Genomic DNA, 14,550 nt, shown 5'->3' with positions numbered 1-14,550 from the left:
AGCTGTTAGGTATTCAAATCGGTATCTAGTAGATTTCTATCATTCGTATTTTTTTTGGAGATTTCCCTATCATGAAACATTCTTGGGATGAACTGGACCAATATCGTGGCATACAGTTTGAAGGCCAGTGGCCTACCATTATAGATCTCTTATGCATTACAGAGCAAAAATTTGGGAAGAGAAACGGGTTCACTGTATTCAAGCCCGAGCGGAAAACGCTGACCTTCTCCGAAATCCTCCAAGAAGTTAGGCGAGTCAGTTCTTATCTTCAGCAGTGTGGCATAGAAAAGGAAGATCGAATCATTGTCAACGGGAAAAACAGTCCTGCATGGGCTATTGCTTATTTGGCAACCTTGTATACCGGCGCAATTGTTGTTCCCTTGGACAACCAGATGAATACTGAACGTGTTGAAACACTCAGCAGTTTTGTGGAAGCATCCTTTATCTTCGCCGACAAGAACGTTCTCGAAGCACTGGATACTGAAAAAGATTGGTTCAAAGAACTCAAGGGTCATGCTACTCTCCTCGGATCAAGTGAGCTCTACCCAAGTATCACCACTGTGCACGCTGAAAAGGAATATGAACGTGTACAGAGCTCTGAACATGACATTGCATCCATTCTCTTTACCAGTGGAACCACAGGCAACGAAAAAGGAGCCATACTTACTCATGCAAACATCGTGAGCGACCTCTACCAGGCATGTGATGGCACGTTCCTCAGCCTTGATGAGACTGATGTGCTCTATGCCCTACTCCCTCTCCACCACAGCTATTGCTGTACGGCTGTATTGCTTGAATCCATCAAGCATGGGGCGGAATGTGTCTTCGGACAAGATATCGTGGTGAGCAGGATGATTACGGACATGAGAGAAGGAAAGGTCACTATTTTTATGGGGATACCCCTGCTGTATAACAAGCTGCTTGCAGGAATGATGAAGGAGGTAAAGAAAAAAGGGTTTCTGGTCAACTCATTGGTGCATACCATGATGGTGATCAACGGATTCGCCAAACAACACTTACATTGGAATCCTTTCAGAAAGACCTTCAATACATTGCTGCTCAGCAAGATAGGTCTGGACAGAAACAATTTTTTGATCTGTGGGGCCGGCCCTCTAGCTCCAAAGGTTTTCAAACAATATCAGCAACTTGGCCTTGATTTCATTCAAGGCTATGGTCTCACCGAGACAAGTCCAATCTTGACACTCAATCCGATCAGTCACTTCAAAGTGGACTCGGTGGGCATGGTATTCCCCTTGGTTGAGATGAAGATAGCCGATCCTGACGAAAATGGAGTAGGTGAAATCCGGGTGAAGGGCCCAAACATCACCCAAGGCTACTACAACGATCCAATCCACACCGCTGAACTGTTTGATGAAGAAGGGTACCTAAAAACAGGAGACCTTGGATATCTGGACAAGGAAAACTACCTCTATCTCAAGGGACGGGCAAAGAACATCATCGTTACTGAAGGTGGCAAGAATGTGTACCCTGAGGAGATTGAAGATCTCTTCCAGCTCTACGATCAGGTTGAACAGATACTTATTCGAGGATATCAAGAGAAGAAAGATATCCCCAGCGAGCTTATAGAAGCTGTCATATACCCCAATCCAGATTACTACACGGAACATAGGGTTCCCTTGCAGGAAGACATGGAACGGGTGATCAAGGAAGTCAACCAACGGGTATCCGGCTACAAGAAAATCACACGTCTTACCATACTTGACGAACCGATGGATATGACAAGCACCAAAAAGATTAAGCGTAACAAGGTGACTGCCTAACGACTTCATGGTACTATAGCTTCATGAAACTACTCATAGCAAACGCACTCATCATACCAATGACCAAAGAGGGTCTCTACCTCCGTGGTGATATTGGTATCGATGGGAAACATATTGTATTTGTCGGAACGGGAGACCCTTCATTCAGGGCGGACCGTATCATTGATGGATCTTCATTCCTTGTAATGCCTTCCTTGGTGAATGCCCATACCCATTTGAGCATGGGCCTTATGCGCAACTACAAGGACTCACTTCCTACCCTACAGGCATGGCTAGCTGAGATTTTCCCGATCGAAGACAAACTCACCGCAGAGGATGTACTGCTTGCCAGCCGTCTTGGTATCATTGAACTGATCCAGGGCGGCTGCACCCTGTTCACTGACATGTACTTCGAACCCCAGGCAACGGCCCAGGCTGTCATCGAGGGAGGGATCAGGGGAAATATAGGAGTGACATTGTTCGGCGCACTTGAAGAGAACAAAGCACGGGTCGAAGAGAGGGAGACCCTTCTTGCTCCCTATCTTGCAGAAGCTGAAGGGCGTCTTACGTTGAATGTTGCCCCTCACGCAATCTATACCTGTACGCAGGAAACCTACCAGTATGCAGCCTCTTGGGCACGTGAGCATGGCAGAGTACTGCACACGCATCTTAGTGAGACCAAGAAAGAAGTGGATGATTGCATCAAAGAAACAGGAATGACTCCCCCTTCCTACTTGGCAAAGACAGGTGTACTACAGGACGTTAAGAGCATGCTTGCCCATTGTGTTCACTTGAGTGAAGAGGATATCAAGCTTCTGGAAACCTTTGACACCACCATCGTACACAACCCCAGCAGCAATCTCAAACTTTCCAGTGGCATTGCTCCTATCGCATCCTACCTGAAAGCAGGAATTCCTGTAGCGTTGGGCACCGATGGGGCAAGCAGCAACAACAATCTGAACATGTTCGAAGAGATGCACATCGCCAGCCTTCTGGGAAGAGTCGTGGAAACCGACGCTGAGAAACTAACACCTTACCAGGTGTTGGAAATGGCCACCAAACGAGGAGCAGAAGCCATGGGAGTTGGTGACAAGGTGGGAACATTGGAAGCAGGTAAGGAAGCAGATCTTCTTTTGATTGATCTGAAGAAAAGCCACCTCACCCCACTCAATGACCCATTCAGTGCATTGGTGTATGCAGCCCAGAGCTCTGATATCGACACCGTTTTCTGTCAGGGAAAGATTCTAATGGAACAACGCAAGGTACGTACATTGGATGAAAACAAAGTAATGGATGATGTACAGAAAAGCTGGGCAAATATACTCAAGCGCTAACGAGGAGATAAGCATGGATGAATCATTTGCAACACTTATATTCAAGGATGATACGCTTACGTTGATCGATCAACGTATCTTGCCGGCTGAGGTTTCCTATGTAACTTGTAAAACCTTTGAGGATGTCGAGTTTGCCATCCGGGACATGATTGTTCGAGGCGCTCCAGCCATCGGCTCTGCTGCAGCGTACGGAGTATATCTTGCTGCACTCCAGTGCCCTGATGATGCAGACTTCAAGAAAGCTTGTAAGTTTCTTAGTCTGGCAAGGCCTACTGCGGTCAACCTTGGTTGGGCTATCAACCGAATGCTGGCAACGTATGAGCACAATATAAAACAGCCAAGAGCAGAGCTCCTCAATTTATTGCTCGCTGAGGCTGATTCCATCAGGGAAGAGGATATCAAAACCAACAAGCTGATGTCCCGTATCGGTGCTGCAGTGGTTCCTCAGAAGGCAACAATTCTTACCCACTGCAATACTGGTGCACTGGCAACAGCAGGTTGGGGAACAGCGCTTGGTGTCATCAAGACAGCGTTCTATGACAAGAAAGACATCTTTGTCTATGCTGATGAAACTCGACCAAGGTTCCAGGGAGCTCGCCTTACTGCTTGGGAATTGATGGAAGCTAAGATTCCCTCGAAGCTCATCCCAGATAGTGCAGCAGCGACGCTTATCAGAGATGGAAAGATAGACCTGGTTCTCCTTGGAGGGGATCGGGTCGCTGCTAACGGTGATGTTGCAAACAAACTGGGGACCTTTGCACTTTCGGTCATATGCAAAGCCTATGGGATACCCTTCTACAGTGTTGTTCCCGTTTCAACAATAGATTTTTCCATTCCAGATGGCTCTGCCATTCCCATCGAAGAGAGGGATGCAGAGGAAGTTACCCATGTGCAGGGAGTTCAGGTAGCACCAAAAGGTATGGATGTGTACAATCCTGCTTTTGACGTTACCCCACACCAGAACCTTACGGGGATCATTACAGAAAAGGGTATCATCTACCCTCCATTCAAGGAAAACATTGAACGGCTCGAGCGGGGTGAAACGCTCTAGGCAAACTTTGGCAGTGGAAGCAACTTTCACTGCCATTTTTTTTGGATTTTTTCTTGCAAGAAGGATATTGTGGATATGGCAAATTGCGTGGCTATCCATTGCGGTCCTCCTCAGTCATTCTTGTCTGTGATATGTCTTTTACGCATACCTCAAAATCCCCTACCCCTTTTTTCGGTTTTACGAAAGGCTTTACCCTTTTCTCCATTTTCTATACCATCATATACAGATTATGTATATTTATACAAACAGAGGAGTAGTATCCAAATGCACGAAGCAACACAACAAATTCTTGATCACGTAGTACAAGTCGATCCGAATCAACCGGAATTCATCCAGGCTGTAACCTCATTCATGGCATCAATTGACCATTTGGTGGATGATCTCCCTCAGATTGTATATCATAAGGTCCTTGATAGAATGGTAGAACCTGAACGTGTCATCATGTTCCGCGTTCCATGGATTGATGACGATGGACAGCTGCAGATCAACCGCGCATTTCGTGTCCAGATGAATAGTGCAATCGGTCCGTATAAAGGTGGTTTGAGATTCCATCCATCGGTTAACCTTTCAATCTTGAAATTCCTTGCATTCGAACAGACCTTCAAAAACAGTCTTACCGGTCTTGCAATGGGTGGTGGTAAAGGTGGAAGCGACTTCAACCCCAAAGGGAAGAGCGATAATGAGGTAATGCGCTTCTGCCAGAGCATGATGACAGAACTTTCACGCCATATTGGTGAGGATACCGACATTCCAGCTGGTGATATCGGCGTCGGGTCCAGGGAGATTGGATACTTGTATGGCCAATACAGAAGAATGAAAAACCGTTCAGTCGGAATATTGACCGGTAAAGGCCCCTCCTACGGTGGTTCCTTTATCCGCCCAGAGGCAACTGGTTACGGTTTGGTATACCTCTCAGCAGCCATTCTGGAAGCAAAGGGAAAAAGCCTTCAAGGAAAGACCTGTCTTGTCAGTGGTAGCGGAAATGTCGCGCAGTACACCGCTGAGAAGCTGTTGCACATGGGGGCAACACCCATCAGTTTCAGCGATTCCTCCGGCATACTCATTGACCCATCCGGAATTGATGAGAAGAAGCTTGCCTTTGTAAAGACACTGAAGAATGTAAGAAGAGGAAGAATAAGCGAATATGCCCAGCAGTTCAAGGAAGCTACCTACATTCCTCACAATGACTCGGAGGATGCCAATCCACTGTGGGATGTGAAAGCTGATTATGCTTTCCCTTGTGCAACCCAGAATGAAATCAACGCAAATGATGCCAAGAACTTGGTAGCCAATGGAATTTCTCTGGTAGGAGAAGGGGCAAACATGCCTACCACCTTGGAAGCCGATGCTATTTTCAAGGAGGCAGGCGTGTTGCATGCTCCTGGAAAAGCGGCCAATGCAGGAGGTGTTGCTGTATCTGGGTTGGAAATGGCACAGAACAGTCAGAAGCTCCAGTGGACCGCTGAACAAGTCGATACGCAGTTGCAACAAATCATGAGGAACATCTACACATCCATCAGCCAAGCGGCTGAGAAGTACAGCACCAAGGACAACTTTGTCGATGGTGCGAACATCGCAGGATTCCTGAAAGTAAGTGATGCTATGATTGCTCAAGGGTATGTTTGATACACCCTGTAATTCAATGCTGAGGCAGGCTGAAAAGCCTGCCTTAATTTTAACTCCACCCTATTAGGAATAATACCCACTGTACTACTGGCAAAATCTAGGGTATAATGAGAGCTAAGGAGAATAGCTATGAAAGATCAGATTTTCTACATTTGTAAGCACTGTGGCAACATTGCAGCCAAGGTTGTCGACAGAGGGCCAAAGCTTTCTTGCTGTGGTGAGGAGATGGCTCCCCTGAAGGCAAACACTGTTGATGCAGCAAAGGAGAAGCATGTTCCTGTGGTAAGTGTTGAAGGGAACAAGCTGAGTGTGAATGTAGGTTCCGTGGATCATCCCATGACCCAGGAACACCACATCGAATTCATCTATGTCCAGACTGAAAAGGGTGGTATGAGAAAGGCTCTTCCTATTGACGGCAAACCGCACGCCACTTTTGCACTTGATGATGACAAGGCTGTAGCTGTCTATGAGTACTGCAATCTGCACGGTCTCTGGAAGGTTGACCTCTAGGATCGTACCAACGTTTCTACCAGATCGGCTTCCAAAGCCAATAGTGATGCATCACCGATATTCCTCGCTTTGCGGGGAATATGTATTTTTTGGTACAACAATGGTTGTTTTGGATCACCAAGACAGCACACAGCATCTCCAAGCAGGATAGCTTCCTTCGGGTCGTGTGTAACAAACAGGGTGGTCTTTGGGTTCTCTTCCCACAGCCTAATGAAAGCATGTACCAACGCATACTTCAGTTTAATATCCAAGCTCTGGAATGGCTCATCGAGCAACATGAGATTGCACTGATGGGCAAACGCCCTTGCAATTGCAACACGCTGCCTCATTCCCCCCGAAAGCTGATGGGGATAGAGAGGAAGGCTTTCTTGCAGACCAACAAGGTCAAGATAGTGCAAAGTACGTTCCTCTCGTTCATTTCTCTCCTTGTAGGAGGAACGAAGAGCAAGCTCAACGTTTTCATATACTGTACTGGCGGGTAGAAGTCGTGGCTCTTGGAAAAGATAACTGATACCTCCCTGCTCCCCTTCTTCCTTCTCGATAAAACCTTCATCAGGTGACAAGAGGCCGGCGGCCATCTGCAACAAGGTGGTCTTTCCTTCCCCTGAAGGGCCAACTACCGAGAGTATAGTGGAAGGAGGCACTTCTAGGTTGAAGTGATCGAACACCTGGTTGTCTCCGTATCGCTTGGTGATATTCAGGAAACGCATGGGACCCTCCTTGCGTCAAGTCGATGCTTCAGAGCACCTACGCCCTCCACTATCAAAGCAAACACCAAGTCCCCAAAGGCGGTAAGGAAAATAGCAATCAAAGTCCAAGAGAGCACCTTGTCAGTCTCCAGTTGCATTTGGGCTAGCTGCATCCTCGACCCCACCCCGTACTGTGGCACCGTCAACACCTCAGCAGCAATGACCACTTTCCAGACCATGGAGAGCGCTGTCTTGGCACCAGTGACAAAATAAGGAACCAGGGAAGGTACAATGAAATGTACAAGCTTTGTCTTTTTTGAGAATCCATAAAGGTCACACATTTCATCCAAATTGGAATCGAGCTGTTTAACTCCCATCTCCATCTGCACAAACATGACAGGGAATCCCATAAGAAACGCTGAGAAAAGCGGCACTGTGCCACTGGAGAACCAGATGAAAGCAAGCAGGATGATACTCATCACTGGCACAGCCTTCAACGTGGTGACAAAGGGACGTAAAAAGGTGGAAAGCAAGGAATACCTACCAGCAAGTACCCCAAGGATCGAAGCACTTACAAGAATGATCAAGAAACTTTCCAATGCCCTGAGGACAGTAAACAGAACATTGGAAGTAAAGACCGGCTCACGGGCCAAGCCAAGCAAGGTAGTGAAAACCGGTCCAAGACTAGGAAGCAAAATCTGACTATCAAGCCAGATAGAGGCAACCTGCCAGATAATGAGCAGGATAGCCGAAGCGAGAAGAAGTACCAGATTCCGCTTCACTGACCGCATGTACTACCCCTTACAGATAGAAATTGTCTGCAGGAACCGCACCTCCGATCGATGCTGGGCTGAAGGAATGAAGAAACCTGTAGTAGGCCTGTACTTCCTCCTTGGCTTCCTGGCTGGGTACAAACACCAAGTTACAGAAAGGGATGGAAGGAGTTGCCAAGGCAGCCTTCATGATTCCAGCTTCCTCAATTGCCTCTCCCGCTGCTTGAGGTTCTGCGTTGACCCAAGCAACAGAGTCCTCATAGGCCTTGAGTATTTGCGCAAGTGCACGGGGGTGGTTCTTTGCAAACTGCTCTCGTACCACCATAACACTCATTGGATAGTTTGCAACACCGGAAAGATCTTCATACAGAACCTGTATATCGACAACTTCTGTGGCGTTCTTGCTCCCATTCAAAATCATGGAAACAAACGGCTGTGGCAACATGGCCAAGGAAACCTTCCCTGCTATGGTCAGTTGTGCAAGCTGCGCAGGGCTGGCGACTGAATAGTCAAGGATTACATCCTTCCCTGCTGCAAGCCCTGCTTCCTTGAGCAACAGCTGAGCCATTTGGTCAGGGGTGGAACCAGCTCCCGGTACATGTATCGTTTTCCCAAGGAGGTCACCCACACCTTGTACAGAGCCATCACTGGACACTACGCTGAGCATCCCATTCCCGATGACTGCTGCCAGTTTGATCTTTACTCCCTTATTGTAGATATTTGCAGCAAGGTTGGAAGGAAGACAGGCAAAATCGAGCTCCCCATTGGCCAAGCGGGCTACCACTTCATTGGGTGAAGGGAACACCTGCATCGCAATCTGAATGTCATCTGCAATTCTCCCTTCATTTTTATTCAGTGCAACAGATGAAAATCCGGTAGGTCCGGCCATAACAGCGAAATGGACTTCCAATGGCGAATCAACCGATTTTTCAGCAACCGGCTGTGCCCCAATCGCCACCATGGCGAGCAAGGCTACGAAAACAAGACTGATTTTATGCTTCATCACATATCTCCCTATGAAGAGAGGGGGAAATCCCCCCCTCTTCGTTTATTCTACAATGATGCGGAAATACCGCTTCTTTCCAGCACGAAGGATCAATTCCCCATACTCATCCAGATAGGAGGAATCAATGAGTGTCTTGGGATTATCAACACGACGATCCCCAATCCAGGCACCACCACCTGCTACCAAGCGTCGAGCATCACTGTTTGTTGCTGCCAGGTCAGTCCGGCTGAACAAATCCAACACACCGATACCCGTCTCCAACTCTTGTTTTCCGATAACTAGAGACGGCATGCCTTCACGACCAACAAGCCCCAGGTTTGCACCATTGAACATGGCTTTTGCTGCAGTCCTGGCTTTCTCGGCTTCTTCTTCCCCATGGATGATCTTTGTCTGTTCATAGGCAAGACGATCCTTGGCCTCATTGATATTGACATCTTCTCGCTCATACTGAGCAATTTCTTCAAGTGGAAGGAAGGTAAAAAGCTTGAGAAACCTTACAACATCTGCGTCGTTGACATTACGCCAGTACTGGTAGAAATCGTACGGACTGAAAAGTTCGGGATCAAGGAAAACCGCTCCCTTCTCACTCTTACCCATTTTATGTCCATCAGAGCGGGTGATCAGGTTGAACGTCAGGCCATAGCATTCCGGTCCACCAAGTTTTCTGATCAATTCAATACCACTGACAATATTTCCCCACTGATCATCTCCACCAATCTGCAGACGGCAACCATGATCACGGTTGAGAATATAGAAATCGTAGGACTGTAGAAGTTGGTAGTTGAACTCAATGAAAGAAAGCCCACGCTCAAGGCGCTGCTTGTATGATTCAAAGGTAAGCATCCTGTTCACCGAGAAATGCTTTCCAATCTCCCTGAGGAAGGTAATATAGTTCAATCCATTGAGCCAGTCTGCATTATTCAATGCAACTGCCTTTCCTTTTCCACCTTCTGGATGTTCACTAAAGTCTACAACAGTTCCCAGCTGTTCCTTGATGGAAGCACAATTTTTCTTAATTTGTTCAACAGTAAGCATCCTTCGCATCTCTGTCTTTCCAGAAGGATCTCCGATCATCGCGGTTCCCCCTCCTACAAGCGCAATAGGATTATGGCCTGCGTTCTGTAGATGGTGCATGGCAAAAAATGGAACCATATGACCGATGTGAAGGCTCTTCCCGGTTGGGTCTGCACCCACATAGAATGTAACAGGACCAGCATTCATCAGGTCACTAAGTGCATCATAATCAGTACAGGCTTTGACGAATCCTCTATCAACCAGGGTTTGTAGGGCTTTATTCATTGTGCTACTCCACTCGTTTGTATGCTTTGTTTGCTTCCTTGATTGTTGCAACCAATGTTGCAATGCTCACCCGGCTCTGCTCCATACTATCCCTATATCGCAGGGTAACCGTATTATCCTCCAGTGTCTGGTAGTCAACGGTAACACAGTAAGGAGTACCAATTTCGTCCATTCTGCGATATCTGCGCCCAATGGCACCACTGACATCAAAGAAGGTTGAGAAGTCCTCTCGCAATTCCTTCTCAAGCTTGGAAGTAAATTCTGCAATTCCATCCTTCTTAACCAACGGAAGGACTGCAACAGTGATTGGTGCAATGTTTGGATGGAAATGCAGGACTGTCCTCACATCGCCGCCATCCAAAGTCTCTTCCTCATATGCATCACTCAGAGCCATCAATACATTACGGGTCAACCCAGCTGAGGTCTCCACAACATAGGGGAGGTAACGCTGGTTATCCTCTGGATCAAGATAGGTCAAATCTTTCCCACTGAACTTCTGATGCTGCCCAAGGTCGTAATCGGTTCGGTTATGGACCCCCTCAAGCTCCTGCCAGCCCATGGGAAAGAGAAACTGGATGTCATAGGCGTCCTTTGCGTAGAATGCCAATTCGTCCGGACCATGCTGATGCCACCTGAGGCTGCTCGGCTTGATTCCCATCTTATGATAGAAAGCCATCCTCTGCTCGCGCCAATACCCGAACCATGACTCATCTGTTCCAGGCTTACAGAACCATTGCATCTCCATCTGCTCGAATTCACACGAACGGAAGATGAAGTTCTTCGTGGTAATTTCATTTCTGAAGGACTTACCAACCTGGGCAATTCCAAAGGGAACCTTTACACGGCTTGAGGAGACCACATTCTTGAAATCCGCATAGATACCTTGGGCAGTCTCAGGTCGCAGGTAAATCGTGGAACCTGCGTCCTGATTTGCTCCGATATGAGTGGCAAACATCAGATTGAAATTTCTTGGTTCGGTAAAACTATCGCGGGTGCCACAGGTAGGACAAGCTCCACCGAGATCTATCTGGTCTGCACGGAATCGGGATTTACACTGTTTGCAGTCAACCATGGGATCACTGAAGTTGGATACATGCCCGCTTGCTTCCCAGACCCGAGGGTGCATGAGGATAGAGGCATCCAATCCAACGATGTTATCATGAATTTGGGTCATCTCTTTCCACCAGAAATCGCGGATGTTGTTTTTCAGCTGCACTCCCAGTGGACCGTAGTCATAGGCACCGTTCAAGCCACCATAGATTTCACTCGACTGGAAAATGAACCCACGCCGCTTACACAAGGAGACAATCTTATCCATCGTTACTTCTGCCATTTACTTATACCTCTCTCTTCAGCACATCCAACGCTGTTTCAATTCTTTTATAGGTTTCTTCTTGGCCCAACAGCTTGATTGAGTCAAACAAGGGAAGGCTCACCGTACTGCCGGTGATGGCCACCCTGAGGGGCATGAACACCCCATTCACCTTTATTTCCATCGCTTCGGCCAAGGAAGCAAGCTCTCCTTCAATCTCCTCTTGTTCTTTGCCTGCAGCAAACCCTTCCTTAAGCTTGTCATATGCACGCTCCAAGGCCAAGGTTGCAGTGGCCAGATCAACCTTCTTGGCAGCAAATACATGTACATCCTCATAGGTTGGTGTTTCAAAGAGAAACCTGCTCAGGTCAACGATGTCACTCAGTACCTTCAACCGTTCCTTGCTCACTGCGGTAAGTGTAAGCATATCACGCTTTTCTTGTTCCTGCAGGGGGAGGGTGACAAACCCTGCTCTCTCCAAATAGGGAAGTAGCAGTTCCATGAGTTCCTCATCCCCTTTCTGACGGATGTATTGTCCGTTGAACCAGTCAAGCTTCTTGTAGTCGAATATCCCGGGAGCCTTGTTGATCTTTTCCAAGGTGAAGAGCTGTTCAAGCTCTTCCTTGCTGAAAAACTCCCTCTGTCCATCGTAGGACCAACCTACCAGACTGATATAGTTCGTCAAGGCTTCGGGAAGATAGCCCTTCTCACGAAATTCCCTCACTGCAGTGGAGCCATGGCGCTTGCTGAGCTTCTGTCCATCCTTACCCATTACCATTGGTAGATGGCAATACAAGGGAGGTTCCCAACCGAATGCTTCATAGAGAATAATGTGCAGAGGGCCGGAGGGTATCCACTCTTGAGCTCTCATGATGTGGGTAATACCCATCATATGGTCATCAATGACGTTTGCAAGATGATAGGTGGGAAACCCATCACTTTTGAGCAACACAGGATCGGGACTTACATCCTTGTTCTTTCTGGAAATATCACCCATGAGCACATCATGAAAAGTCGTCTTTCCTTCGGTTGGCACCTTGAGACGAATGACAGGTTTGATGCCTTCTTTCTCATAGGCTTTACGCTGCTCTTCAGTGAGATGTTGGCAGTGCCGATCGTACCCTTGTTGTTTACTCTTCTCTTTCTGTTGTTGTTCCCGTAGGGCTTCCAACCTTTGGGGAGTACAGTAGCAGTAATACGCCTTGCCTTCAGATACCAGCTGCTCGGCATACTGTTTGTACAGGTCGAATCGTTCGCTTTGGATATAGGGGCCTCTATCACCCCCCACAATAGGACCTTCATCCCATTTGATTCCCAACCACTCGAGCGTGTCATACAAGTCCTGCAAAGATTCATCGCTGTATCGCTCACGATCGGTGTCTTCCACTCGCAAAATGAATTTACCCCCGTTTGCGCGGGCAAAGAAATAGTTGAATAATGCAGTCCTTACTCCACCGATATGTTGCAAACCGGTTGGAGAAGGTGCATACCGTACTCGTACTTCCATTAGGATACACTCCTCTCAATGCTACTGTTGTACCGTAAATCAAAGATTATAGCAACACAGATGACAGAACAGGGGAACAGGTTTTACACACGTGTATAAATCGCAGGTCTCCCTGTTGACCTTCGTTGTGTATTTCGATACGGTACACTCAATTGAACGGAGGAACACACTACTGATCAACCCAACGATTCCGGTCTTTTTTGCAGGGGGAAATACCTCCCTGACTACCTTATTTAGGTTTCCTGTTGCGCTATTTACTACGCTGTATACATCCAAATCTTTCGCCCCATTCCAACAGTTTTCCAGCTTTCCAACTGAACTGTTGTTTCTTCTCTTTTCGCTTATCAGCTTTCTGCTCGCCTACAACATCCAACGAACGTACAGACCGCGGTATATACGCGAACATGAGCTGTTGATTAGTGATATTCTTGCTCATGAGGAATTTCTTAAACTGAAAGAATACCATCATCATGCAGGCCATATCTATGACCACGCCACCAGAGTAAGTTATATCTCGTACCGTATCAGCAAAGCTTTAGGATTGGACTACCGCGCAGCAGCTCGTGGAGGTTTGCTCCATGACTTCTTCCTCTATGACTGGCGGGAACGAAAAAGAGTGGATGAGAAGCGATCATCTCACGGGAAGGAACACCCTTTCATTGCCTTGGAGAATGCGCAGAAATACTTCTCGGTAAATGCAAAGGAAGCTGACATCATCGTCAAACATATGTTCCCCAAGACATGCTCGCTTCCAAGATATCGAGAGAGCTTCATCGTAAATCTCAGCGATAAAATTGCTGCATTCTATGAATATTCCCTGCACCTCAGACGCTCCTAACGATTCCCTTCAATCCAAGACACTACTTCAGCCATTGCCCTGTCCTGGGCCTTCTGGTTCTTGTCATAGGGCATGAGATGTCCAATATCCTCAATATGCAGATGCTTGTTGACGCCCTTGCTCTTGCTGGTCACCAGGGTACAGGCTTCCGGTGGTATGGCCGAGTCCATCCCCCCACTGATGGCCAAAGTATCTGAGGCAAGGTGATCAATGCAAGCTACTGCTTGCTTGCGTACCCGTTCCAATTCCCAAATCCCTGAGGGGAACTGATAAGACCAATACTGAGATCCAAGATATGCATCATCATCTGGATCACCCTCATAGTAGAAATGGTACTCGCTGTCGCTCTGCCAGGAAATCTTCCGCTTCTTGATGAAATGCTTTAAAACCCAAATGGTCTTCCTTGGAATTGCAGGAATCACCAGTGCTGGAGCAAGCAAAACCAGGGTGTCAACAGAGAATGCATCAGCGATGATTGTGGCAACTGCTCCACCCATGGAATGACCAACCACGGAGACAGTATCATACTCACGAGAAAGATGAGCATATGCATCATAGGCAGTACCAATCCAATCCTCTGCCTTGGAAGCAAGAAAATCTGTATTGCTGGTTCCGTGCCCGGGATAGCGGGGACAATAAACATCATAGCCCTTATCAAAGAGATCAACCCCTGGTCGGATCAACTCCCCAGGATATCCTTTGTAGCCATGGCAGAGGAGAACAGCCTCTTTGGCTGGCTCTTCATGAACCATCGCCCAAGCCCTGGCACTTTTTCTCACAGGTGCCTGGTCCTGATAGTGCTTGGCCGAAAAATCAGGTACTTCATAGGCTATATGCATCGTTCC

13 protein-coding genes are annotated in these 14,550 nt (G+C 47.4%); 6 read left to right on the top strand and 7 right to left on the bottom strand.

The features are described 5' to 3' along the window. Positions 1-71 precede the first annotated feature (71 nt). The 5 genes from DYP60_RS04815 (at position 72) to DYP60_RS04795 (ending at position 6,281) form a co-directional block, all read left to right on the top strand. Complete coding sequence (locus DYP60_RS04815; RefSeq protein WP_117329754.1) at positions 72-1,781, top strand: AMP-binding protein; 1,710 nt, start codon at positions 72-74, stop codon at positions 1,779-1,781. Positions 1,782-1,804: 23 nt separating this feature from the next. Next, entirely contained in the window at positions 1,805-3,094 is a 1,290-nt protein-coding gene (locus DYP60_RS04810; protein ID WP_117329753.1) for an amidohydrolase, read from the top strand. Between the two features lie 13 nt (positions 3,095-3,107). Next, positions 3,108-4,145, top strand: a complete 1,038-nt coding sequence (gene mtnA / locus DYP60_RS04805) for an S-methyl-5-thioribose-1-phosphate isomerase (protein ID WP_117329752.1) — start codon at positions 3,108-3,110, stop codon at positions 4,143-4,145. A 264-nt stretch (positions 4,146-4,409) separates the two neighbouring features. Continuing rightward, positions 4,410-5,771: an NADP-specific glutamate dehydrogenase gene (gdhA, locus tag DYP60_RS04800; RefSeq protein WP_117329751.1), complete on the top strand. Its 1,362-nt coding sequence runs from the start codon at positions 4,410-4,412 to the stop codon at positions 5,769-5,771. Between the two features lie 129 nt (positions 5,772-5,900). After that, complete coding sequence (locus tag DYP60_RS04795) at positions 5,901-6,281, top strand: desulfoferrodoxin family protein (protein WP_117329750.1); 381 nt, start codon at positions 5,901-5,903, stop codon at positions 6,279-6,281. Here DYP60_RS04795 and DYP60_RS04790 read toward each other — a convergent pair. The 6 genes from DYP60_RS04790 to gltX are packed head-to-tail and all read right to left on the bottom strand — an operon-like array spanning position 6,278 to position 12,867. Continuing rightward, on the bottom strand, positions 6,278-6,991 hold the full coding sequence (locus tag DYP60_RS04790) for an ABC transporter ATP-binding protein (RefSeq protein ID WP_117329749.1): 714 nt from the start codon (positions 6,989-6,991) through the stop codon (positions 6,278-6,280). The two genes, DYP60_RS04795 and DYP60_RS04790, sit on opposite strands and share 4 nt — an antisense overlap. Then, on the bottom strand, positions 6,979-7,761 hold the full coding sequence (locus DYP60_RS04785; protein WP_117329748.1) for an ABC transporter permease: 783 nt from the start codon (positions 7,759-7,761) through the stop codon (positions 6,979-6,981). Before DYP60_RS04785 ends, DYP60_RS04790 begins: the two co-directional genes overlap by 13 nt. Positions 7,762-7,771: 10 nt before the next feature. After that, the gene (locus tag DYP60_RS04780) at positions 7,772-8,746 is read right to left on the bottom strand and encodes an ABC transporter substrate-binding protein (RefSeq protein ID WP_117329747.1); all 975 of its coding nucleotides are present in this window, start codon (positions 8,744-8,746) and stop codon (positions 7,772-7,774) included. A 45-nt stretch (positions 8,747-8,791) separates the two neighbouring features. Then, entirely contained in the window at positions 8,792-10,048 is a 1,257-nt protein-coding gene (gene tyrS / locus DYP60_RS04775; protein ID WP_117329746.1) for a tyrosine--tRNA ligase, read from the bottom strand. A gap of 4 nt (positions 10,049-10,052) precedes the next feature. After that, entirely contained in the window at positions 10,053-11,381 is a 1,329-nt protein-coding gene (locus DYP60_RS04770; RefSeq protein ID WP_117329745.1) for a glycine--tRNA ligase, read from the bottom strand. Positions 11,382-11,385: 4 nt separating this feature from the next. Continuing rightward, entirely contained in the window at positions 11,386-12,867 is a 1,482-nt protein-coding gene (gene gltX / locus DYP60_RS04765; protein ID WP_117329744.1) for a glutamate--tRNA ligase, read from the bottom strand. Positions 12,868-12,958: 91 nt separating this feature from the next. On the opposite strand from gltX, the gene DYP60_RS04760 reads away from it, so the two are divergent. Then, positions 12,959-13,705 carry an HD domain-containing protein gene (locus tag DYP60_RS04760; protein ID WP_202384361.1) on the top strand — a complete coding sequence of 249 codons (747 nt, stop codon included), beginning with the start codon at positions 12,959-12,961 and terminating at the stop codon, positions 13,703-13,705. Here the strand turns inward: DYP60_RS04760 and DYP60_RS04755 are convergent. After that, positions 13,702-14,544 carry an alpha/beta hydrolase gene (locus DYP60_RS04755; protein ID WP_117329743.1) on the bottom strand — a complete coding sequence of 281 codons (843 nt, stop codon included), beginning with the start codon at positions 14,542-14,544 and terminating at the stop codon, positions 13,702-13,704. The genes DYP60_RS04760 and DYP60_RS04755 overlap by 4 nt on opposite strands. Between the last annotated feature and the right edge of the window lie 6 nt (positions 14,545-14,550).

Origin of the sequence: Sphaerochaeta halotolerans (genome assembly GCF_003429665.1) — a bacterium.
Classification (GTDB): domain Bacteria; phylum Spirochaetota; class Spirochaetia; order Sphaerochaetales; family Sphaerochaetaceae; genus Sphaerochaeta; species Sphaerochaeta halotolerans.
This window is presented reverse-complemented; position numbering and strand designations above follow the sequence as displayed.

What these genes read in the sequence shown, in the direction of transcription:
- DYP60_RS04815 (WP_117329754.1), top strand. Translation starts at nt 72, where the DNA reads ATGAAACATTCTTGGGATGAACTGGACCAATATCGTGGCATACAGTTT.
- tyrS (WP_117329746.1), bottom strand. Translation starts at nt 10,048, where the DNA reads ATGAATAAAGCCCTACAAACCCTGGTTGATAGAGGATTCGTCAAAGCC.
- mtnA (WP_117329752.1), top strand. Translation starts at nt 3,108, where the DNA reads ATGGATGAATCATTTGCAACACTTATATTCAAGGATGATACGCTTACG.
- DYP60_RS04790 (WP_117329749.1), bottom strand. Translation starts at nt 6,991, where the DNA reads ATGCGTTTCCTGAATATCACCAAGCGATACGGAGACAACCAGGTGTTC.
- DYP60_RS04785 (WP_117329748.1), bottom strand. Translation starts at nt 7,761, where the DNA reads ATGCGGTCAGTGAAGCGGAATCTGGTACTTCTTCTCGCTTCGGCTATC.
- DYP60_RS04780 (WP_117329747.1), bottom strand. Translation starts at nt 8,746, where the DNA reads ATGAAGCATAAAATCAGTCTTGTTTTCGTAGCCTTGCTCGCCATGGTG.
- DYP60_RS04795 (WP_117329750.1), top strand. Translation starts at nt 5,901, where the DNA reads ATGAAAGATCAGATTTTCTACATTTGTAAGCACTGTGGCAACATTGCA.
- gltX (WP_117329744.1), bottom strand. Translation starts at nt 12,867, where the DNA reads ATGGAAGTACGAGTACGGTATGCACCTTCTCCAACCGGTTTGCAACAT.
- gdhA (WP_117329751.1), top strand. Translation starts at nt 4,410, where the DNA reads ATGCACGAAGCAACACAACAAATTCTTGATCACGTAGTACAAGTCGAT.
- DYP60_RS04810 (WP_117329753.1), top strand. Translation starts at nt 1,805, where the DNA reads ATGAAACTACTCATAGCAAACGCACTCATCATACCAATGACCAAAGAG.
- DYP60_RS04755 (WP_117329743.1), bottom strand. Translation starts at nt 14,544, where the DNA reads ATGCATATAGCCTATGAAGTACCTGATTTTTCGGCCAAGCACTATCAG.
- DYP60_RS04770 (WP_117329745.1), bottom strand. Translation starts at nt 11,381, where the DNA reads ATGGCAGAAGTAACGATGGATAAGATTGTCTCCTTGTGTAAGCGGCGT.